Below are 19,502 nucleotides of genomic sequence, written 5' to 3'. Positions count from 1 at the left end.
TCACAGCACGCCGCGGGCGCGCAGGTCGTCGATGTCGTTGGGAGTCAGGCCGAGTAGCTCGCCGTAGACTTCGGCGTTGTGCTCGCCGAGGCGGGGGCCGAGATGGCCGACCGTGCCGGACGCCGACGAGAAACGCGGGACCGGCGCCTGCACCGTCATCGCCCCGAGCTCTGCGTCGTCGACGGAGATGAACACTTCGCGATGCGCCAGCTGCTCGTCGGCGATCAGGTCGTTGACGCCGTAGACCGGGGCCGCGGCCACCTCGTGGGCGTCAAAGACCTCCATCGCCTCCGAAAGTGTCTTCACCGCAACCCAATCGGCCACCACGGCGTCGACCTCGCGCGCCCGCGCGAGGCGCCGCTGCGGGTCGCAGAAGTCGGGGTCGCTCACCAGATCGTCTCGCCCTATCGCCCGGAACACGCGCAGCGCCAGGGCCGGTGAGCTTCCCGACATGGCCAGCCACTTGTCGTCGACGGTGCGATAGGTGTTGCGGGGCGCCGAAATATCCCACCGATTACCGGAGCGCTCGGGCACCAGGCCCAACTGGTCGTACCCCAGCAGCGTTTGTTCCAGCAGCCGGGCGAGCGGGTCGATGAGGTTGACGTCGATCAGCTGTCCCGGTCCGCCGTGCACGTCGCGGTGATACAGCGCCATCATCACCGCGTAAGCGGCATTCAGTGAGGCGACGCCGTCGGCCAACATGAAGGGCGGCAGCGTGGGTGGGCCGCCGGCCTGGCCGGTGATGTGCGCGAATCCGCTCATCGCCTCCCCCAGCGTGCCGAACCCCGGGCGCTCGCTCTTGGGTCCGGTCAACCCGTAACCCGTGATGTGCAGCATCACGATCCTGTCGTTGACCGCCCGCAGGTTCTCGTAGTCCAGGCCCCACTTACGCAGCGTCTGCGGACGGGTGTTGAAGATGACGACGTCCGCGTGCTCCACCAGGCGGCGCACCAGCGCCTGGCCTTCGGCGCAGCGCAGGTCCAGCGTGATCGCCCGCTTGTTGCGCGACAACGACTTCCACATCAACCCGACCCCGTCGCGCTGATTGCCCCACCCGCGGATCGGGTCGCCTTGCCTCGGTTGCTCAACCTTGATCACGTCGGCGCCGAACTCGCCCAGATAAGTGGCCACCAACGGCGCGGCGGCCAGGGTGGCCACGTCGAGAACCCGCAGCCCGTCAAGCATTGGCACCGGCGGCAACCCTCGTGTTCGACGGGCGTTGCAGCCCGAGGTGTTCCCGCAAGGTCGACGATTCGTACTCGGTGCGGAACAGGCCCCGGCGTTGCAGCTCCGGAACCACCAACCGCACCACGTCTTCGAATGCACCGGGCAGATGCGTTGCCGCTAAAACGAATCCGTCGCAGGCACCGGTTTCGAACCAGTGCGCCATCTGGTCGGCGACCTGCTGGCCGGTGCCGACGAAACGCGGTCCCTGCAGCAGGGTCGCGCGATGATTGGCAAGGTCGCGCAACGTGACCGTATCCCCACCGATGTGGGTACGCAGGTTCTGCACCAGCCCGCGGATGCCGGAGACCGAGGCGAGCAGTTCGTCGGTGACAGGATCGTCGAGATCGTGCCGCGCGAAGTCGTAATTCATCAACTCCGACAAGAGGGTCAGCGATGCCATGGGATGGACCAGATCATCGAGGAGCATGGCCTCACGCTCCTTGGCGTGGACTTCCGACTCGCCGACGACGGCGTAGGCCATGGGGCAGATGCGGACTGTGGCGGGATCGCGGCCTGAGTCGGCAATGCGGTCCTTCTGATCCGCGTAGTGGCCGCGCGCGACGTCGATGCCCGGATCGCCGGTGAAGATCAATTCCGCCCACCGCGAGGCGAATTCGCGGCCCCGGCCCGACGATCCGGCCTGAATGATGACCGGTCGGCCCTGCGGTGTGCGCGGCACCGTCAACGGGCCGCGCGCGGAGAAGAACTCGCCGATGTGCCCGAGCTCGTGCACCTTCGCGGGATTCGCGTAGCACCCGGACGCCCGGTCGTGCAGGATGGCGTCGTCTTCCCAGGTGTCCCACAAGCCGGTGACGACGTCCATGAATTCGTCGGCGCGATCGTAACGTTCGTCGTGGCCGAGGTGGGCGTCGACGCCGAAGTTCTGCGCTTCGCTGTCGTTGACCGAGGTGACCACGTTCCAGGCGGCCCGGCCGCCCGAAAGGTGATCCAGCGAGGCGAATGTCCTTGCGACGTGGAACGGCTGGTAATAGGTCGTCGAGTAGGTGGCGCCCAGCCCGATCTTCGAGGTGGCTTGCGCGAGCACCCCGAGGATCACGCTGAGGTCGAGCTTGACCGGCCGGGCGCCGTAGCGCACCGCTTCGTCCACCGATCCGCCGTAGACCCCCGGCATCGCCAGGCGATCGTCGAAGAACATCAGGTCGAAGCAGCCCTCTTCGAGCTGCCGGCCGATTTTGGCGTAGTAGGAGGCGTCGAGGTATCCGTGCTCGGTTGCGGGGTGCCGCCACGAGCCCGCGTAGACGGAAGTGCTGCCGGCCTGCATGAAGGCGACGAGGGCCATTTTGTCGGTGCGCATTCTTGAAACGTAACATCTGATATTTCAGATATCAAACGTTGCGTTTGGTATTCTGCGCAGGTGGCAGGCATCGACATTTCCGGAACTGTCCGCGAACGCGCCGCGCGCGAGCTGCGCGACCGGATTCTCACCGGCACCCTGGCCGCTGGATCACGGGTCGACCTCGACGCCATCACCGAGGAATTCGCGACCAGCCGCACGCCGGTGCGAGAGGCGCTGCTGGAGCTGTCCTTCGAGGGGCTCGTTCAAGTCGCGCCGCGCAGCGGTGTGACGGTGCTCGGCATCAGCCCGGACGACGTGCTGGACAGCTTCACCATTCTCGGGGTGTTGACCGGGCAGGCCGCGGCGTGGGCTGCCGGGCGCATCGAGCCGCAGGAGCTCGCTACGCTCCGCGAACTCGCGGCCGACGTCGTCGCGCGGTCCGGCGACGACAGCATCGGCGAGGCCAATTGGCATTTCCACCAGATGATTCACCGTGCCGCGCATTCGCCGCGGCTGTTGACCCAGATCAAGCAGGCCGTCCGGGTGGTGCCGAGCAATTTCCTCACCTTGTTCCCCGAGCACGAGAAGCACTCACTCGACGAACACCAAGAGTTGCTGGACGCGCTCGGGGACAAAGACGCCGAGCGGGCCCGCATCATCGCGGAACGACACGTGCTCGACGCCGGCCGTTCGCTGGCCGATTGGCTGGAGCAGCGCCGCTAGTCCTTACGACACGCAACCACGAGACTTAAACCAGGGCTACGCCTTTCGGCGTGTCGTATGCATGGTTTAAGTGTCGGGGACCGCAGGCCCCCGCCGGCAACGGCGACGAGCGGCTCGAGCAGGACGCGTTCAAATCAGTGCGGGCAAGACTCGGTCCGTCAGCAACTGCACCGACTTCCACGCTTCGTCGACCGGCATGCCGCCGACCAAGGGGTGCATGACGACCGGGCCGTAATTCTGCGCGGCGCGCACCTCCGCGATCAGCTGATCGGGGGTGAGGAAACGGTATCGTCCCGATGCCCGGACCTGGTCCAGGGTCTGGACACCGGGCAAGTGCATGAGCGAACGCTGATCGGTCGACCATCGACCGTAAGTGACTGCCTCCCAGAGGATATGCTCGCCCAGCTCCGCCCAAGCCCGATCCGGATCCTCGTGCAGGTAGATCATTCCGCGGTTGACCGGTCCCGGCATGAGGATGAATGGCGACATGCCGGCCTCGGCGCACAGCTCGCGGTAGTAATCGGCGATGTCGGGCAGATGGTCCGCCAGACTGAGCGGCAGCCGGAACCGTGCCGCACGGCGCGCAGTGGCGCGGGCGCCGCCACCGACGTACAGCGGCGGATGCGGGCGTGACCAGGTGCCGGTGCCGGCCCAAATGGCCAACATCCGTTCGACCAGGGCGTCCATCAGCTTGCCGCGCTGGCTGAAATCCACGCCAAGCTCGTCGTATTCAATCGCGCGATATCCGAGTCCCACGGTCGTGTGCAGGCGGCCGCGGCTCATGTTGTCGACCAGCGCGATATCCTCGGCGAGCCGCACCGGGTTCCACAGCGGGCCCAGCGCGCAATCGACGCTGGCGATCAGCCTCGAGGTCCGGGCCAAGAACATCGCCGCGGCCATGATCGGATTGCAACTCCACCCGTGGCCTGTCGCATGATGCTCGTCGACGCTGATGGAGGTGATGCCGCGGGACTCCCCCCATTGCGCGAGCTCGAGCGCCGCGGACAAGAGTTCGCCCTGTGTGCGTGGATCACCTTGCGGGGAGGCGAAGTTGAAGCGCAGCACCGTCAAAGGCATTTTGGCCCGCCTCGCTACACTTTCGGCCCGGCCGCCGCCTGCAGGAAGGCCGGAAAGTCCGGGAACAGTGCGCGGTCGACGATCTCGATGCGGGTGCCCGCCGCATCGAGGTAGTAGGCGAAGAGCGCTAGATCCGGCGGAGCGGTGTCGGCAGTCGCCTCGAAACTGAAGCCGTTGTCCTCCAACATCTTTGCGCTCTCGGCCAAGTTGTCGGTCCAGTAGCCGAGGTGATGGATCGAGTTGCCGGGTGCCGCCGTCCACGCCGTCCCGGGCACCTCCTGGATCAGTTCGACGTGCGGAGCCTGCAGCGAATAGGCGAAAGTCGACGTCACCTCTTGAGTCCCGGCCGTCGTGCGAAACGGCAAGGTGTAGCTCACCGGGGCGATCCAGCGATAGCCGGCCAGCGCGGTCAGCCGTGACATCGCCGCGCTGAGGTCCGGCACGATGATGCCGGTGTGGTAGAAGTCCTCGGGCCGTAGCGCGAATGCCGTCATGCGTTCCTCGCTATCTGGTTGCGGAGCCAGGCAGTTTCCCAGAAGTTCGTGCTACCGGCCAGCAGTTTTTCATGAGCCTGCCGCAGCACGTCACGGACCCCCGGATGGTCCGCGGGGACGAGCTGTGCAAGGTGGATGGCCTGCAACGCCCGATCGGCGGCCAGGTGCGCCCGGGCTCGATCCACCAGCGCTTCAGCGCCGGCGAGCTCGACGACGTCGGCGGCGACGGAATCGAATCCGACGGGGTACAGCTCGGTGGTCGATTCGTGGTGGAACCAGCCCGAGTAGTTCTCCCAGACGGCCCGCACATCCCACGCGACTTTGCCGTAGCCCTGGCCCACTTCGCATTCCGCGGGCAGGGCGATCTCGCGCATCAAGGTGCGGACGTCTTTGCCGGCGTTCATCCCCGCGACAGTCTCATCGTGGATGTACTGGAGCGCGTCGCGCAGCCGCTGCAACTCGGCGTCGATACGCTCGGCACCCCTGACCGGCTCGAAGTGACCGGTCACCAGGACCTCGGCCCGCAGCTCGCGGACCCTCTCCACCGATGCGATGGCCGTCAACGCGTCGCGGTAGCGGTCGCCGCGCATGGTGACGAGATTGGGAATGTGACCGATCAGCGGTCCGAAGGTGTTCCCACACAGACAGATTCGTTCCTCGGGAAGCCAGACCACCAGCGAGTCGGTGGTTTCGCCGCCGGACACGGAAATCAGCTCCATCCGCCGGCCCCCGACCTCCAAGCAGAGGGTGTCCTCGAAGTCGATGTCGACGACGGGCGCGCTCTGACCGGCCAGCCGTGTGGTGCCCAGGCGCCGCTGGATGGCCTGGACGCCGCTGGCCAGGGTGTCTTTGAAGGCGAAGGCGCTGCGGTTGGCCCGGTAGGCGATCAGCCGATCGTTGTCGTCTCGCCAGGACTTCCAATTCGCCTGCGCCACAACGGTTGTCTCGGGATCCCGTACGCTGTCCAGGCCACCGACATGATCCACATGGCCCTGCGTGAAGATGATGTAGCGCACCGGTGACGAGTCCACGGCATCGAAATTGGCCCGGTGCACCGGCCCCTCGAAGCCCATGCCGGTGTTGACGATCACCCGCCCCTCGGTGGTCGTGAGCAGATACGAGTTGGACAAGCCCGGCGAGCACCACAATCCCGGTGCAATCTCTTCGGCCTTCTCGGCCGAAGCCGGTCGCATCGCGTCGGCGCCCGGCCTACTCCGATAGACAGGTTCTGACACGCTGGTGGCTCCTTTATTCGGGACGGACGTCGAACTTGTCGAAGTAGAAGCCGAAGCGGCCGCGGAGTTCGTCGGCGGAGGTGCCAAAGTGCCGCTCGAGTTCGTAACGGATGCGGCCGTGTTTGGCGCGCGGATTGCCGTCCAGGTACCGCTGAAAGCGCTGTCGCACCTTGGGCGGTAAGTCGACGCCCGCGCGCTGGTAAAGCCGCTCGAGCACCGGCATTTCGTTGCCGTTCAACTGATGGAAGTCGATGTCAATGCTGCTCTCGGGTGCCACCAGGTCGCGGTCACGCACGCATGCGCTGAGCAGTCGGTGCACGCGGTCGCTCCAATAGTCCAACAGCCACTGCGGATCAATGCTGCTACGGCGCAACCGATCCGAGTACGCCATCATGGTGATGGTCGATTGGATCACCGAAACGGGGTCGCGGTGAGTGAAAGCCACTGTCGCATCGGGGAAAGTCGCCAGCAGCGGACCGAGCTGCTCGCAGTGCTGTGGACTCTTGAGCACCCATGTTCGCGGGCCGCGCAGAAAGGTCAGCGCCTGCAGCACCTTCTTCATGTAGGCATAGTGGCGGGTTTGATCGAGACCCAGATAGTAATCGCGCCAGTCGGGCACTCGCGCATGCCATTCCAGTACGTATGCGGCCAGATCGAGATCAAGAAGCTCCACCTCCTCTTCGATCGCCTCGGGGAACCGATCATGCATCGCGGCCACCACCGGCGCACTCGCCATCAACGCATCGTGTTCTGACTTGGCACGCGTATAGCGGGGATCGACGCCGAAGATGTCGGGGCCCCGCCCGCGGGCGGGAATGGGATCCTGGCTCTCCCAATACGGCAGGGCCCGCCGCCGTGGGTCGGCGGCGATGAGGTTCACCAGATGCGTGGTGCCCGAACGCGGCATTCCGACGACAATGAAGGGCCTTTCGATCGGGATGGATTCGATCTCGGGATAGCGCTGGACGAGCTCGGTGAGTGACAACCGGTTGCGCAGCAGGCGCACGATACGTTGGCGCAGCGATCCGCGGGTGAGCCGGCGCAGTCCTTCGTCGGCCTCGATCGCCGCGACGTGCACCCGCAGGCGGTCGGCGAAGCCGTCGGTGTCGTCGAGGTCGGCGGCTGCAGTTGTCAGGCCCGCCTGCGCGATGGCCTCGGCGAGCATCCGGTCGATGTCGAGGTCGACGGGCCGAGCTTCGGTGAACTCGAGGATCTGGCGCTGGACCTCGGTCAGCCGGGGCGCGGTCAAGTCGGCGAAGTCGATGTCGTCCACCGCAGAACCCACCGGGACCCCTCTTCGACGCGTCGGGTGATCTGACTCAGACGCTAGACGCGGTGAAGATGCATCGTGCATCCACCTCGGCGGTCGCGCTATAGGTTGGCCAGATCGTCGGGAACGTCGATCTTGTGCTCTTGCAGCGCCTCGAGCGGCACCACCTCGAGGGTGCTCTCGTGCGTCGCCGCCAGCACCACCGGCGCGGCACAACCGTCGTGGTGAGCCCGTAGCCAGTTCAGCGCGGTCACGCACCAGCGGTCACCCGGCAGCAGGCCGGGGAACCGATACTCGGGAACCGGGGTCAACAGGTCGTTGCCGATGGAACGCTGATGCTCCAGAAACTCGGCGGTCATCACCGCGCAGATGGTGTGCCGCCCGAGGTCCTGAGGGCCGGTCGAGCAACAGCCGTCGCGGTAGAAGCCGGTCAGCGGGTCTGCGCCGCACGGTTCCAGCGGACCGCCTAACACGTTTCTATCGGGCACCCGTTCAGTATTGCGCGCCTGGGCGTGAAGTTTGAAGCAATTCCACCGACTGCATTGACTGGTTTCCGATGCCGGATGGCGCCGCCCGCCGGTTTGGACGCCCGGCCACCGGGCGTGTTAACTCGAATCGATGTCGACACCGCCGAACCAACCCCCGAATGCGCCCGGTGAGCCACCCTGGGGATGGCAGCCGCCGGGTTACGGGCCGCAGCCGAATCCGCACCACCCACCGCCGCCGGGATATCGGCCCCCGCAGGCGTATCCGGGATACGCCGGCTACCCGGGTTATGTCGACCCGCAGGCGCCCTATGGTCGCGATCAAACTACCGGGCTACCGCTGTCGGATAAGTCCGCCACAACCGCCGGCTTGCTACAGCTGTTCTTCGGCTTGTTCGGGGTCGGCCGCTTCTACATCGACTCGACTCAGATCGCGGTGGCGCAGTTGTGCCTCGGCCTGTTCGGAGTTCTCTTCAGCCTGTTCTGTTTTGTCGGTCTGCCAGTTCTGCTCGGCGGCATCGTTTGGGCCATCGTCGACGCGATCTTGATCTTCACCGGCAACGTCAAAGACAACCACGGTCGCAAGCTGCGTTAGGCGTCCGACGCTTTGCCGTCCTTATCGATTGCCGGACAACGCATTTGGTATAGGTCGGGGCAGCATTTTATCGTCATCGGCAGTCATGACGGTGTGGCTCGCCGATTGCCGATGGTCACGGATTGGTCACGATGACGCGCGGGTCCATCGCTCGACGACGCCGGTGACGGCACGGTAACGATCGTCATCTGAAGTCATCGCGACGCGCTGAGCAAATCCCAGGGAAATCGCCCCGAAAACTTATCGTCACATCGTGCAACGACGTACGGCCCTGAAACTCCCTCTGTTGCTGGCCGCGGGCGCCGCAGTCGCCCGGATGCCGCGGGCCACGGCGGAGGAAGCGGGCCGGTGGTCACCCGAGCGCGCCAACCGCTGGTATCAAGCGCAGGGCTGGCTCGTTGGGGCTAACTACATCCCGGCGAACGCCATCAACCAGTTCGAGATGTTCCAGCCCGACACCTTCGACCTACGGCGCATCGATACCGAGCTCGGCTGGGCGCAGTTCTACGGGCACAACACCGCGCGGGTGTTCCTTCATGATCAGCTCTGGGCGGCCGATCAGCGCGGCTTTCAAACGCGCCTTGGGCAATTCGTCGACATCGCGGCGCGCCACCGCATCAAACCGCTGTTCGTTTTCTTCGACTCCTGTTGGGATCCGCAACCGCGCGCGGGACGCCAGCGCGCGCCGAGGCCCGGCGTGCACAACTCAGGCTGGGCGCAGAGCCCGGGCGCCGAACGCCTCGGCGATCCACGGTACGTCCAGGTCATGCACGACTACGTCACGGCGGTGATGACCCAATTCCGCAACGATGACCGGGTTTTGGGCTGGGACCTGTGGAACGAACCCGACAACCCCGCCCGCCAGTACCGCAGCGTCGAACGAAGCGATAAGGAGCAACTGGTCGCCAACCTGCTCCCCCAGGTCTTTCGTTGGGCCCGCGCTGTAGAGCCCAGCCAACCGCTGACAAGTGGTGTGTGGCGCGGGGATTGGGGACAACCGCAGGGTCGCAGCGCGATCAGCGACATTCAGCTCGCCAACGCCGACGTGATCACCTTTCACTCCTACGCGGGCCCCGCCGGGTTCGAGAACCGGATCAACGAGCTCACCCCGCTGGGCCGGCCGATCCTGTGCACGGAATACATGGCGCGACCCCAGGGCAGCACCGTCCAATCGATACTGCCGGTTGCCAAGCGCCACAACGTCGGTGCCATCAACTGGGGTCTGGTGGCCGGCAAGACCCAGACCTACTTCCCGTGGGACTCGTGGGATCACCCCTACACCTCGGTGCCCAAGGTGTGGTTCCACGACCTGATCCGGCCCGAGGGGCGGCCGTTCCAAGACATCGAAGCGCTGACGGTGCGAAAGCTGGCCGGTAGCCAGACCTGAAAAGGTCGCGTCCTCCGTGACCCCAGTCAAGCCAACCGACACCACGCCGCCATACACCTTCCGGTAGTAGGGTTGTACCAGCTCAGAAGGGGGCGGCGATGCTCGTCGGTGTTTGTCTGCTGCTGGCGGCACAATGACGTGGGAAAACCTGAGCGAAGCAGAGCTGATCGCGTCGGCCGGCGGCGATCCGTGGGCGATCAACCAGAGCTTGCAGGCCGGCAGCCCGTTCCAGATTTCACAGCTGGCTGAGGCCTTTCATGGCGCGGGTCGGCACACCGCCGAGGCCGACCACGCCTTCGAGGAAGCCCGGAAACGCTTCGCCGCGTCCTGGAACCATCAGGACGGTGGACACCCGATCAACGACTCAGAGGAAGTGCAGCGGGTCACCAAATCCCTTGGCGCGCAATCAGAGCAATTGCCGAAGATCGGCGCCGAGTTGGAAGGTATCGCCGCCGCGCTGGCCGACGCGCAAAAGCAAGGCGCTCAGGAGATCGCCGCCCTGGAGAGTTCGCTGCGGGGGCTCGACAGGCTCATCGGCGCGATAAAACACGACTTGACCCTCGACCTCTCCCCGTCGGAACGCGCCAAACTGGAGAGGCTGAAGGAGGCTGCGCACGCCCAGGCCGTGGACGACGTCCGCGATGCCGTCAAGCAGATGAATTCAATTCGCAATGCCTACTCGGACACGTTGCGGAAATCGATGGAGGCTCTGCACACCGACGGTTACAACCCCCCGACAACCGTCGACACCTGGATGGAAAGTCCGTTGAAGCCGGGTGAGGCACGAAACCTGGGACCGATCGCCGGAACCGGCGGTATCCCAGGCGTCCCAGGGATCGGGGCGGCCGACCTGGGCGAAGTGGTCGAGGTGCCCGGGGAGAACGGACAGCCCGCAAAGTTGTACGCAATCTTCGGGGATTCGTTCACCGGCGATAAGGCCTACGACGGCAAGCACTACCCGTCGGTGGCCGTGCCGGTCACCTTCGACGACGAGGGCCGCCCGCATTTCGGTGCGCCGCTGACTGGCCAAGACGGCCAAAACGTCTTGTTCCCACCGCCACCGGAGGCAAAAGGGACAGACACGCTGCCCGCCGGAAGTATCCGCATGAGTGACGGCACCACGTACATGATGGTCGCCGGGACCAACAACCTGAACCCCACCGGCGGAACATGGCTGGTCAAGGTGACCAACGATCCCGGCCAAGGATGGAAACCGATCCCAGGATCGTGGCGTCCGTGGACACCGAACCCGCCCAATCCGAACGACCCCGTCCACCCGGGCACCAGCGCGGCGAGCCAGCCTACGCAGATCAGCGGTTTTCAAGCCAAAGACGGCACGGTGTACATCGCGGCCGACTCGTTCGACCGATCCCGAGGCGTGACCATGTACCGCGTCGATCCGAATCACGTCACCGAGCGCCAATACTGGCAGCCCTGGAACGGAAGCGGGTGGGGCCAGCCCGGCGAAGTCGCCACCGCACCGATCAGCCGCACCCCCTTCGGGGAACTCAGTTTCAGGGAGGTCGGCGGCCAGGCGGTGCTCTCGGGTTTCGACCAGGGCAGTGGAAACGTCGAAGTCCGAGTGGCGAATGACCCCACAAAGGTGTTGACCGTTGGACCGACAGTTGTTGCGCAGCAGAGTAATCCGCAAGGAACAAACTTCGTACCCCAGAATTACGGTGGATTCATACTTCCCGGATCAACGCTGGATAAGCTGAATCTTTTTGTCAGTCAATGGAACACAACGACCAACACTCCCTACAACACCCAGGAGTTTCAGGTTAATGCGAACCACTAACCCGCCCGCCGATAGGATCACGATGATCAGCAAGACTCTCGCCGTCGCTGCCGGGATAGTCAGCGCCGTGATGACCAGCTGCAATGCGCACGCCGACACGCCTGCTTTTCCGGACATGAGCGGGTACGCACCGGTTAACGTCGCGGATTACACGATAGGGCTGCCCAACACGGGGCGCTCACCGCTCAACACGGTGTATTTCCTTACCCCGGACGGCATCACATGCGATTTTTTCTCCGGAGAGGCGCAGTGCACCGGCAATAACTTTCCCGCTATCCCGCCGGCCACCGGGACCGGCGCGGTGAACGCGATCGGGACCACCTCTGGGTTGGCACAATCCGGTGACCCGATCGCCGCCAATAATCAGGTCTACGGGCACCCTTTGAAGACCCTGCCCCCCTTGCATTCCATCACCGTGGACGGCGTGATCTGCGGGGTCGACAACGCGGGCACCACTGCGTGCAAAGACCCCCAGGGCCGTGGCTTTGTGCTCTCACCGCACGGGTCCGGCTGGCTGCCTCACGTGTAATCGCCGTCAAAGGTAGTGAAAAAGCTTGGCGCAGAGCAGCTTACGAGGCCGCGAAGTCACCGACGGCGGTCATTTTGTTGCCGTCCCAGGCGGTGGCGAAGCCGCCCGCGTTATACCCGCAATTCAGGATGATCGCTCGGTGTGGGGGACTTTGCATCCACATGTCGAGGGCCTTGTTGGGATTCGCGGCGGAACCCGTGCCCCAGAAGACGATCTCGCCCGAGTACCTGCTCCGATAGCCCGCATCCGTGATCCGCGCTTGCGGCGACGAGCCGTCCGAGCCGATGTGTCCGTTCACCCCGCTGCGCAGCATGTCGTCGGCGTGCCGCTGGGCCGCTTCGGCCAGACGCGGGTCATCATTGATGGCCGCGCATCCCTGACGAAGCTGGTTGATGCCGCCGTACAACACGGCTCCCGAATCGTCTGCGCGCGCTAGGAAGCCGGACACTGCCCCCGGGGCCGCAATGAAGGCAGTACAGATCGCGATGACGGCGATGATCCCGACTTTCTTGGCCATGACGCCTCGTGCCGTGCGCTCGTTGTGCTGCTTTTGGTACCCAAATGTTATCCATCGTCAACCGGGAACGAGCGCGAATCGCAAATTCGTCCACGCCGGCGACGTGGCGCTGGCCGACGCGGGGTCAGGCTCGAGCCGCTCCTAGTGGCCGACGTTGTGAACCAGATCGATGGCGTACTGGTTCACGAAGTTGCCGGCCGGTGGATCACCTTTGCCGCACGTTCCGTCGGATTCACCCGGACGTTTGATCCACAAGTAGGCGTCGGCGTGCGCTCCCGCGGTAGCCGCGGTAGGCGGAGTGCCGAGTGCTCGGCCGCTGGGGTTGCACCAGTTCAGGTCGGAGTCCGGTGCCGGTCCGGCTCCATTGCGCGACGTGTCGATCACGTAGTGCGAACCATTCGTGAGGCCCGAAATGGCCTCGCCGTAACCGATTTCGTCCTCGGTGGTGAAGAAGTTCGCGGTGTTGATGCTGAAGCCCCGCGCGTGACCGACACCCACCTGGTTGAGCCTGGCGGCCATGTCGTCGGCCGTATGCCAGCGCAGGTGACCCGCGTCGACATAGACGGCCGCGTTCGGGTCGCGGGTCAGCGTGTCGACGGCGTAGCGAATCAAATCGAAGCGCTCCTGGCGCTGATCACCCGATAGGCAATCGGCCATCGCGAGCGCATCGGGTTCGACGATGATCGCCACCCGCGAAGTGCCCACGCCCGATGCGATGCCGTCGATCCACGAGCGGTAGCCGTCGGCCGAGCCCATGCCGCCGGCGGCGAAGCTGCCGCAGTCGCGGTGCGGGATGCCATAAATCGCCAGAATCGGGATGGCGCCGGCCGCATTCGCGTCGCCGACATACTTCCCGACCGTTGCCGCCGACCCGCCCGGGACGATCCAGTACGCCTGCGGTGTGTTGGCGATGGTGGTCAACTCCGGGCTCGGCGGATCGGCACTCTGCGCGGCGCGCATGGCGGCCGACGTCGGGTTGACATAGAACGGCGCTCCGGCCAATGGGTCGCCGTCGGCAACCAGGCGCACCGTCGGGGCGGGACGAACCTGTACCGGGTCTCCGAGTAGACCCATGCCGGCGACCGCCGCAACCGTGAGCAAAGGCGCGATCCACCGCGCGACTGCGCCAGCAGCTGAGAACTTCACCTCAGGGAAGTTAGTGGTTGGCAAGCATCGAGCGCCAATCGTCGACGGCCCGATTCGTGCGTTCAATCACAAAGATCGCCGCAACCATCCGCTTACATGGATCCGCCTTCAGGACCTCCGCCAAGACGACCGGCCGCAAAGGCGGCACCCTGGTCGATCACCGCCATGTTGGTGGAGTACGTGTCGTGCGCGGCGAAATTCATGCCCTCAGAGCAGATCGGGTCCTGGGCAGCGCACACCTGGATGGTCTTGGCCTGATAGAGCGGGCCGATAACGACCGGCGGCTCGCCGAAGAAGTTCATCGCCTTCTCGTTGGGCAAGGCGAAGAGCACGACAGAGGAGATGTGGTTGGCCACCTCCGGATCCAACGGTTTGGGCACGGCCGCCGGATCGATCCCGTTCGGTACGACGGGTGAGGTGACGAAGCCCATCACGGCCGCACCTTGGGAGTAGCCGCCGAGCACCATCTTCGTGTTGGGACAGTCGTGCGCCATCGTGACGACGTGTGCGCCGGCGTCTCTGACGCCGGCCTCCCCCGCGCTCGTCCAGTCATGGGTGGCGGGGTAATCGACCGGATAGACGTCGAACGACTTTGCGCCGATGCGCGAGTGCAGGGAGTCGACGAATGCCTGCCCGGTCGGACCGAGGCCGGGCGGATCGTCGGTGCCGCGGGCGAACACCACCTGAACCTCCGGACACGGATCCGCACCGGCGGGAGGGATGGCGGATACGAGGACACCACCGGCAACGCCCGACACGACGGCCACGGCGGAAGCCACAAGACGAGGGCTGTGACGTGCGATCATGCCGCTGTTTGCCCAAAAATGTGATTTTTAAACCGCGACTTCCCGGCCCACGCGCGCGGTGCGAAACATGCGCGCACGCGGCGGTCGGCCGGCGTCCAGCTAAACCACTGGGGCTTTCGTGCAGTCTTGGCGGTGGCGGAGGGATTTGAACCATCCTCGGCTAGCTGGTTAGAGGATTGAAAGCGGCTCTACCTGCCCAGGCTCATCACTGAGAATCACTCCAGTTACCTGTAACTGTGGGCAAATTGTGGGCAACTTGTGAGTACGCGGCGTGTCGTCGCCCGGCGTCTCGTCGCCGCCCACAGTTGGGCTACAGGACATGCGTTCCGATGAGTTGTCCGATATGTCGAATGTCGACCTGACCCTTAAAGTCCAGCCGCACCTTCCCGAGGCCCGAGAACCATAGTTCGAGTTCAGCGTCGAGGTCGAACCGCCCGGCAGTCTCGATACTCCAGGCTTGGATCTTGCTGTAGGGCAACGATGAATAGTCGCGCTTCTTCCCAGTCAGGCCTTGGACGTTTATCGCGATGAGTCGCTTGTTGGTGAAGACCACCGAGTCGCGCACGCCCTTGAAGCTCAGGTGGACTGCCTCACCTTCAACGAGGATGGGCGCCAGCTCAGCGGCAAGGGCTCTCGGGTCGCTCGGTCCGAGCCTCGCGAAGAGGCCTCCACTTTGGAAGTCAATCATTTCAGCAGCGTACGAGCCGAGCCATACCGAAGGACTTCGATTGAGCACCGCGCGCCTTCGGCATTCCTTAACTTCAGCGGATCAGGAGCGGGTAACACGGCAACCCGGTTAAGACACTGAGCGGATCATGTCGGGCAGTCACCGCCGGTCCACGGGCAGATCGTCGGATCGTAGGCGCGATCCTTGATCCGCTCGCGGATCACGCGCCTTGTCACATCGGTCTCCTCGTCCTGGGCCTCGGGCTTCAACCAGCGCGCAACAGTCAAGATGGACACGCGGCTCGCGCCCGCCGCCGACAGCGCCGCAGCCACCGACTGCGCGTGACCGCCGCCGACCCACGTGTCATCGACCACCAGGACGTGCGCGCCCTCGGGCGGTGTGCGGATCTCGAAGTTGGACGGCGTGACCTCACGGGGATCGAGAATCGACGGGTTGGCGGCGACCTCGATCTCAAACCTCTGGTTGAGGTTTCGCGCGAGGATGGCCCGAAACCGATGCTCGGTGCCGATGCGTCGCGTTGACGGCACCGTCGCCCACCGCGTCGCTGGCGCACCGGCCAGCCGCTCGATGCACTGGTGATGTCCACGGATGCCCAGCACCGCCAGCGAGGTGACTATCGGCACGTGCGAAGGGCCGGGGGTGTTGCTCTTGTATCCGTACATCACCCTGGCGGTCTGGTGGTTATCCATCCCGTAGGTCATCGACCCCACCAGCTTGGCGGTGTCACTGCGCATCGAATAGTTCTTCAGGCAGCGCGCACACATCGTGTACTGCTGCTCAATCGGTTGGGCACACATCGAGCAGGTGACCCCGTCGATGTGGAGGATGTTGCGCAGGTAGCCCCCCGCGGTGCTGACGAGGCTCCGACGTACCTGCTCAAGAGCGGCGGCGTGCGTCACTGGAAAGCGAGCTGCCTCAATGCCTCATCAGTTCGATACGGGGAAGTGCGGATGTCCTGGACGACACGAGCGATATCGCTCAATCCCGTCGCCACGTACACGCCAGGGCGACCCACGAGGGCTTTCGCCCACGCATTCGCGTTCACCACAAGGTCGGTAAGGATCACTGGACGCCCATGCTCCACTGCCATGCGCGCCTGAGCGCGCGCGCCGCTGTACTCCCCGGCCTCCACCACGATGGTGGCCAGCCCGTAGCCCGACATCAGCGCGTTGCGCATCAGGAAGTGTTGTTTACGGGGCGGAGCATCCGGCCAGAACTGTGACAGCACCAAACCGCGTTCCACGATGGCGGCCTGAAGCTGCTCGTTCTCTTTCGGATAGCTGCGCTCCAGGCCGCTGCCGATGAGCGCCACGGTGCGGCCCCCAGCTTCCAGCGCCGCGGTGTGCGCGGCAGCGTCGACACCCAGAGCCAAACCAGAGATGACCGTCAGTCCCGCTCCGACAAGGTGTCTGGCGATACCCGTTGCCATCTCCAGCCCACGCCGTGACGCTTTGCGCGAACCGACCACCGACACGCCTGCGTCGTTGGGAACCACTTCACCCTGAGCGAAGAGGAATGGCGGCGTCTCCACGATGTCGCGCAGCCGCTCCGGAAACTGCATGTCCAACACCGCCAGGAACGTCATGCGCGCACGCTCCCATGCCTCCAGGTCGGCGGCAGCGGCGTCCAACTCTGCCTCGGTTTCAGGCGACGGGATGAGCTGGGGAGGGTGGTAGAAGTCCCAGACGGCACGCGCGCTGTCGTGCTCCAACACTTCCTCGGTGAGCCTGCGCCAGTTGCGACCTTCGGGGCGGGCGCGGAGCAATGCGACGAGGGCCGCGTGCTCTTTGTTCATCGTTTGGCCCCTAGGCTGTCGTGCAATGTCAAGCGGTGTCGTTGGGTGCACTCATTGTCAACGCAATTGTGCCTTCAGGGTATGACATTGCCCAGCACGCCGTGCGTCCTGATCAGCGATTCGCGGCGGCGTGTTGCGCGCCCCTCCAGTGTGCCGGCCGCGATCCTGGATTGCAGCTCGTTACTGCAACGCCCTGCTCAGGCGCACGGATAGGCCTAACGAGCGTCGTTCTCCCTGCCGTCTGGTTCGATGGGCGCGGGCCCCCGGGACTCTGTCGTGACAGTCGCCCGCTCGGCCTGGCCGCCTGGCTCGTCCTCCGTCTCAAGAGGAGCTGAAATCATGAGCGCCGTACTCGATCCACGCGTCCGAGAGTTTGAACGACAGCTTGACGAGGCGTTGGCCGCGCGCCCCATGGTGCGCTTCGGCGGAGCCGACGCACTGCGACTGGCCGCCAACATGGTCGAGGTTGTCGCCGCAGAGCGCGGCGAGCTAGCGACACACCTCGCAGAGGGTCTCCAGATACTCGCTCCAGCGCTCATTGGCGCAGGGCCAGGTGACGAGATCGGCGCGGCGGATGTCCTAGCTGACCTTCAGTTCGCGACCCATTACTTCCATCTTCGAGACCTCCTCTATTACACCTACAACGCGCCAGGCAGCATCGCTTGGACCTTCGGCGAAGGCAGCGTCGAAATCCGCTATCTCGATGCATCGCTACCGCGTCAGTTCTTCATTTCAACGAACAATTGGTTTCTCGACTCAATGGCCGCGTTCACGAACGAGGAGCAGAGCGAACGAATCCATGGCCTCTTGCGCGGTTCGCCCGAGTTCGAGCTAACCCCAGAGGCAATCGAGGCACAGGACGTCATTCAAGCGGAGGTCGACCTCAAATTTGAACTCTATTTCAATCTGGTGTCCGACGTTTCCGTCGCCGCTGGCGCGTACACGTTCGCCGACTTCCTGAAAGTGTACGAAGCACTCCTCGTGAAGGCCCTCTACCACCGATATCACGCAACGATAAACGGCGCGCGCGGGATGGTGCGGATGCCCCTGGCGGAGTTGGCAAGTGATATCGAGGCCTCAGTCGAGGATGTTTCAGCCGAGGTCGCTGCCAAGGTGGTGGCGGATATTTCCTACGGCGAAGATGCACGCCGAGCCAGGCTAGATCCGGTGTATTTCTCGCTATATCATGTTCCGGATGGTGACGAAATCATCATGCTGCCACATCATTTCGCGATGTGGGAGGGCTTCGTCTGCTTCCTTCGGCTCGTGGCCCTCCGCGACCCTCAACTGTTTCTCAGAAGCTTCAGCCAACAAGTTGGCAGCGCACTTGTGCGCCGCCTTGCACAGTCTGTCGAGGACGCCGGCTTCCGCGTGCACACAAACGTGCCCCTTCGCGAATACGACACACAGCTTCCAGATATCGACCTGTTGATCATCTCGGAAGAGCGGACGCTGGGCTACGCGATTTTGGCGTGCGAGGTGAAGAGCCCGATACCGCCTCGGTGGGCGAAGGATCAACTCCGTGTCCTCGAAGCAGACAGCATCGCCAAGGCTTTTGAACAGCTGCAACGGATTAACTCTTTCTTTGACACAGACGATGGAGTGCGGTTCCTTAGGGAGCAGATCCCCGAGGAGGGTCTGCCGGATTTCAGCGAGTTCGCGCTGCTCGTGTGGACAATGGTTGCGACATCGGACAACGCAGGTGCCTTACTCGCTGACCGCGGAACGATCATTGACTTCCGGACCTTTGAGCGACTACTGAGCCGGTGCGGCGCAGACATGCTGTACGTGATCGACACGCTCAAGAGATTCCCGCAGTGGGCGGATGACAGCTTTGACCGGGTGATGGTCGACGCTCAGGTGGGCGTTCTAGCGGTCTCATATGAAGGGGTGCGGATAGCGAAGCTTATGGACTTCCCAATCAATACCTTCCGCAGTGCGGGAGCGCCGGAGGAGCTTGTACGCGGCATGCTGGACAACGACCATCTTCCGTTGGACGTGTTCCGCGAGCGGGGTGTCGACTTCGGGGACGGCGTCTTGCCACCAAAAGAGCGGTCAAGCGGCCCACCATACGGACCGCAGGGTTGAGCTTCAGAGGCGAGTGCGATGGCTGCGGCTTTGCACGCAGAGGGCGCACTCGCCGGCCTCGCGTGTATCGACGCTCGACAGGTAGCCGCGGCGGTGTCGTTCGACGCCTGCACTGCGGCGGATCCGGTCGAATCGCTGCACTGTCGTGCCGCCGCGGTACGAGTCGGCCGCGGCCCTATCTTCTGGACGCCGCCGGCGTCACCCGGTCGCTCGACACCGCCGCGACCGTGCTGGCCCTGATGTGACCGGGCCCGGACCACGCTTACCGCAACAGCAACGGGTTGCGCGGCGATGTGCCTGCGCTTGCGTGACAGCGACAGCGTTACAACGCGATTCCCCTCCGCC

At 64.5% G+C, this 19,502-nt stretch carries 19 protein-coding genes; 6 read left to right on the top strand and 13 right to left on the bottom strand.

Annotated elements, in window-relative coordinates; all coding sequences use genetic code 11:
• Both AC5Y4T_RS20265 and AC5Y4T_RS20260 read right to left on the bottom strand, forming a co-directional pair.
• Positions 1 to 1,185 (bottom strand): CaiB/BaiF CoA transferase family protein, encoded by a 1,185-nt coding sequence (locus AC5Y4T_RS20265; protein ID WP_499917651.1) that lies wholly within the window; start codon positions 1,183 to 1,185, stop codon positions 1 to 3.
• On the bottom strand, positions 1,178 to 2,542 hold the full coding sequence (locus AC5Y4T_RS20260) for an LLM class flavin-dependent oxidoreductase (protein WP_499917199.1): 1,365 nt from the start codon (positions 2,540 to 2,542) through the stop codon (positions 1,178 to 1,180). The genes AC5Y4T_RS20265 and AC5Y4T_RS20260 overlap by 8 nt, the downstream gene beginning before the upstream one ends.
• A 60-nt stretch (positions 2,543 to 2,602) precedes the next feature.
• Between AC5Y4T_RS20260 and AC5Y4T_RS20255 the strand changes: the two genes are divergently transcribed.
• The gene (locus AC5Y4T_RS20255; RefSeq protein WP_499917200.1) at positions 2,603 to 3,247 is read left to right on the top strand and encodes a GntR family transcriptional regulator; all 645 of its coding nucleotides are present in this window, start codon (positions 2,603 to 2,605) and stop codon (positions 3,245 to 3,247) included.
• A 129-nt stretch (positions 3,248 to 3,376) separates the two neighbouring features.
• Here AC5Y4T_RS20255 and AC5Y4T_RS20250 read toward each other — a convergent pair whose 3' ends face one another.
• From AC5Y4T_RS20250 to AC5Y4T_RS20230, 5 genes are all read right to left on the bottom strand, one after another.
• The gene (locus AC5Y4T_RS20250; protein WP_499917201.1) at positions 3,377 to 4,324 is read right to left on the bottom strand and encodes an LLM class flavin-dependent oxidoreductase; all 948 of its coding nucleotides are present in this window, start codon (positions 4,322 to 4,324) and stop codon (positions 3,377 to 3,379) included.
• 14 nt (positions 4,325 to 4,338) lie between these two features.
• The gene (locus AC5Y4T_RS20245) at positions 4,339 to 4,818 is read right to left on the bottom strand and encodes a VOC family protein (RefSeq protein WP_499917202.1); all 480 of its coding nucleotides are present in this window, start codon (positions 4,816 to 4,818) and stop codon (positions 4,339 to 4,341) included.
• Entirely contained in the window at positions 4,815 to 6,053 is a 1,239-nt protein-coding gene (locus tag AC5Y4T_RS20240) for an MBL fold metallo-hydrolase (protein ID WP_499917203.1), read from the bottom strand. Before AC5Y4T_RS20240 ends, AC5Y4T_RS20245 begins: the two co-directional genes overlap by 4 nt.
• 13 nt (positions 6,054 to 6,066) lie before the next feature.
• Positions 6,067 to 7,338 carry a sulfotransferase family protein gene (locus AC5Y4T_RS20235; protein WP_499917204.1) on the bottom strand — a complete coding sequence of 424 codons (1,272 nt, stop codon included), beginning with the start codon at positions 7,336 to 7,338 and terminating at the stop codon, positions 6,067 to 6,069.
• Positions 7,339 to 7,424: 86 nt separating this feature from the next.
• Positions 7,425 to 7,811: a DUF2237 family protein gene (locus AC5Y4T_RS20230; protein ID WP_499917205.1), complete on the bottom strand. Its 387-nt coding sequence runs from the start codon at positions 7,809 to 7,811 to the stop codon at positions 7,425 to 7,427.
• Between the two features lie 130 nt (positions 7,812 to 7,941).
• Between AC5Y4T_RS20230 and AC5Y4T_RS20225 the strand changes: the two genes are divergently transcribed.
• The 4 genes from AC5Y4T_RS20225 (at position 7,942) to AC5Y4T_RS20210 (ending at position 12,117) form a co-directional block, all read left to right on the top strand.
• Positions 7,942 to 8,403 (top strand): TM2 domain-containing protein, encoded by a 462-nt coding sequence (locus AC5Y4T_RS20225; RefSeq protein WP_499917206.1) that lies wholly within the window; start codon positions 7,942 to 7,944, stop codon positions 8,401 to 8,403.
• 253 nt (positions 8,404 to 8,656) lie between these two features.
• A complete protein-coding gene (locus AC5Y4T_RS20220; protein WP_499917207.1) occupies positions 8,657 to 9,790 on the top strand; it encodes a cellulase family glycosylhydrolase in 1,134 nt (377 codons plus the stop codon).
• 133 nt (positions 9,791 to 9,923) lie between these two features.
• Positions 9,924 to 11,588 carry a putative alpha/beta hydrolase gene (locus tag AC5Y4T_RS20215; protein WP_499955087.1) on the top strand — a complete coding sequence of 555 codons (1,665 nt, stop codon included), beginning with the start codon at positions 9,924 to 9,926 and terminating at the stop codon, positions 11,586 to 11,588.
• Between the two features lie 115 nt (positions 11,589 to 11,703).
• Positions 11,704 to 12,117 (top strand): hypothetical protein, encoded by a 414-nt coding sequence (locus AC5Y4T_RS20210; protein ID WP_499917652.1) that lies wholly within the window; start codon positions 11,704 to 11,706, stop codon positions 12,115 to 12,117.
• Positions 12,118 to 12,157: 40 nt separating this feature from the next.
• Here AC5Y4T_RS20210 and AC5Y4T_RS20205 read toward each other — a convergent pair whose 3' ends face one another.
• From AC5Y4T_RS20205 to AC5Y4T_RS20180, 6 genes are all read right to left on the bottom strand, one after another.
• Positions 12,158 to 12,634 (bottom strand): CAP domain-containing protein, encoded by a 477-nt coding sequence (locus AC5Y4T_RS20205; protein WP_499955085.1) that lies wholly within the window; start codon positions 12,632 to 12,634, stop codon positions 12,158 to 12,160.
• A gap of 141 nt (positions 12,635 to 12,775) precedes the next feature.
• Complete coding sequence (locus tag AC5Y4T_RS20200; RefSeq protein WP_499917210.1) at positions 12,776 to 13,780, bottom strand: glycoside hydrolase family 6 protein; 1,005 nt, start codon at positions 13,778 to 13,780, stop codon at positions 12,776 to 12,778.
• Positions 13,781 to 13,872: 92 nt separating this feature from the next.
• Positions 13,873 to 14,586 (bottom strand): cutinase family protein, encoded by a 714-nt coding sequence (locus AC5Y4T_RS20195; RefSeq protein ID WP_499917211.1) that lies wholly within the window; start codon positions 14,584 to 14,586, stop codon positions 13,873 to 13,875.
• A gap of 310 nt (positions 14,587 to 14,896) precedes the next feature.
• Positions 14,897 to 15,274 (bottom strand): PH domain-containing protein, encoded by a 378-nt coding sequence (locus tag AC5Y4T_RS20190; RefSeq protein ID WP_499955083.1) that lies wholly within the window; start codon positions 15,272 to 15,274, stop codon positions 14,897 to 14,899.
• Between the two features lie 125 nt (positions 15,275 to 15,399).
• Positions 15,400 to 16,173, bottom strand: coding sequence for a hypothetical protein (locus AC5Y4T_RS20185; protein WP_499955081.1), 774 nt, complete (start codon positions 16,171 to 16,173; stop codon positions 15,400 to 15,402).
• Positions 16,170 to 17,069 (bottom strand): DNA-processing protein DprA, encoded by a 900-nt coding sequence (locus AC5Y4T_RS20180; protein WP_499955079.1) that lies wholly within the window; start codon positions 17,067 to 17,069, stop codon positions 16,170 to 16,172. Before AC5Y4T_RS20180 ends, AC5Y4T_RS20185 begins: the two co-directional genes overlap by 4 nt.
• Positions 17,070 to 17,408: 339 nt before the next feature.
• Here AC5Y4T_RS20180 and AC5Y4T_RS20175 point away from each other — a divergent pair, with 339 nt between their 5' ends.
• Positions 17,409 to 19,157, top strand: coding sequence for a hypothetical protein (locus tag AC5Y4T_RS20175; protein ID WP_499955077.1), 1,749 nt, complete (start codon positions 17,409 to 17,411; stop codon positions 19,155 to 19,157).
• Positions 19,158 to 19,502: the final 345 nt, after the last annotated feature.

Source organism: Mycobacterium sp. NGS11, assembly GCF_059813315.1.
This window is presented reverse-complemented; position numbering and strand designations above follow the sequence as displayed.